Genomic DNA, 1,786 nt, shown 5'->3' with positions numbered 1-1,786 from the left:
ATTGCTCAAATCGCTCGCTCGCGCTCATCGCTCTTCATGAACTGTGCCAAGAAGTTTATAGTATGGCACATTTATGACACAGTAAGACTAGGGAAGCCGTCATCAAAGAGCTGCGCGAGAGGGAGATTTTGCTGCCCAAAGTTGAGCTGCCCTTGTCAGTGAGTTCTCTTGTGAGGGAGAGGCAGAACAGGTTTGCCTCGAAGTACGATCCGGTGCGGTTGGCCATTGAGCACGCCGCTCTTAAGAGCACGCGGCTGGACGTGGAAACTCGCGTCAACGGAAAGAAGCCATACGTCTCTTTCGCGCGACTGGATGAAGACTTATCCCCGGATGGCAATGCCAAGACAGAAGCCGTTCAGAATGAGACGAGGGGACTGCTCGACCAATTGGGCTTTGCAGACATGGGGCTCATCCGGGAGTTCGACTTGTGCCGCTTCAGCTTTGGCTACTCGCGAATGGACTCGACGCCTGTGCTTCGCGACAAGAGAGGCATGGACATGCCTGTCCGATTGCGTCTCTTTCCCCCTGTGCGTAACAACGACGCGAGTAAGTTTCCCATCTATGTCGTCCAGCAGGGCAACGAAGCGTTGTACGTTCGACTGAAAGAAGAGGTTGTGCTGCAGTGGCTGCAAAGCCTGAATTGCCCGGACATGTTCACGCTGAAGGAGGGTGAGAAGCTCGGGGCTGGCATTCTGAGCGTGGCGCGTCCAATGGGGCCATTCCTCGACGGACTCCCGGAGACTGACACCCCGCCGGCCTATCTCTATGTCTATACGCTCCTCCATAGCTATGCTCACCTGCTGATGAAATATGTGAGCGAATACTCGGGCTTAGACCTTGGCTCGCTGGGAGAATACATTTTCCCGGCAGACTTGGCCTTCGTGGTCTACCGAAACGGAACCACGATGGACCTGGGAAACCTGACGGCTCTCTGGCGCAATTCGGGCAACTCAATGCTATCGGCAATGCTCGGGACCAAGGCCACGCTCTGCGGTACAGGCTCACTATGCACCCATCGAGGCGGTGCCTGCCCGGACTGCATCATGGTGCCAGAGACCTCGTGCGTGGCGGGCAACAAGCTCCTGTCCCGCTCCGTTCTTCGGTCCGTGGGCGGGCGGCCTCGGTTGGATACGCGCGAGGGGTCGATTCACGGCTACTTCGACTTCATCTCGAAATAGCTGGCCACCGTGTCGTCGAAACTCACGGCCTTCGAACAGCAAGTGCTCAGCGCACTGGGCCGGCATGCAGGGCTGGCCGCTGCGCTGTTCGACGCCTGGGCGCAGCTGCCTCCGACCTCCGTGCAGACGGTGCGGTCTTTGGTGGACTTGGCGCAGTTGGGCGTGACCGAGGAAGGTGCGGTTGCGCAAGTGCTTCGGATTGCCGGCGAAATCGGACTAGTGGAGCCTGCGCCGCCCGGTTACAAGCCCAAGGGAACTTGCCACGGTCGCTTCGGAAGGCTGGCCTTCGCGCTGAACTGCATCGAGCACTATGCCACGGCAGTGCATCGCGACCAGACCGAAGTCCAGGTCGTTCTTACCAAGCCACCTAGACCCAGCATCCTTGAGCAGCGCCTAGCTGCGCTCGGCTGGCGCACAGCCGACCTTGAGCCGACAGAGCATGCTTTTCACGGTATTGTGCAGGCGGCGGAGAAGCGCGTCGTCGTGATGACGCCATTCTTCGACCAGAAGGGGGCCAACTGGTTGTATATGAACGCGCCCCGATTGCGCCAGTGTTTCGTGTGTTCCGACATCGACAGGATGGGTTGCAGCTGTATATCCGGCCTTGT

At 58.7% G+C, this 1,786-nt stretch carries 2 protein-coding genes; both read left to right on the top strand.

All coding sequences use genetic code 11. The features are described 5' to 3' along the window. Positions 1–128 precede the first annotated feature (128 nt). The gene (locus A3A5_RS39000) at positions 129–1,178 is read left to right on the top strand and encodes a hypothetical protein (protein ID WP_018312237.1); all 1,050 of its coding nucleotides are present in this window, start codon (positions 129–131) and stop codon (positions 1,176–1,178) included. A 9-nt stretch (positions 1,179–1,187) separates the two neighbouring features. Then, positions 1,188–1,786 (top strand): hypothetical protein (locus A3A5_RS38995; RefSeq protein WP_035813109.1); only part of this gene is annotated, 599 nt, incomplete at its 3' end.

This window comes from Cupriavidus sp. UYPR2.512, from assembly GCF_000379565.1.
Classification (GTDB): domain Bacteria; phylum Pseudomonadota; class Gammaproteobacteria; order Burkholderiales; family Burkholderiaceae; genus Cupriavidus.
This window is presented reverse-complemented; position numbering and strand designations above follow the sequence as displayed.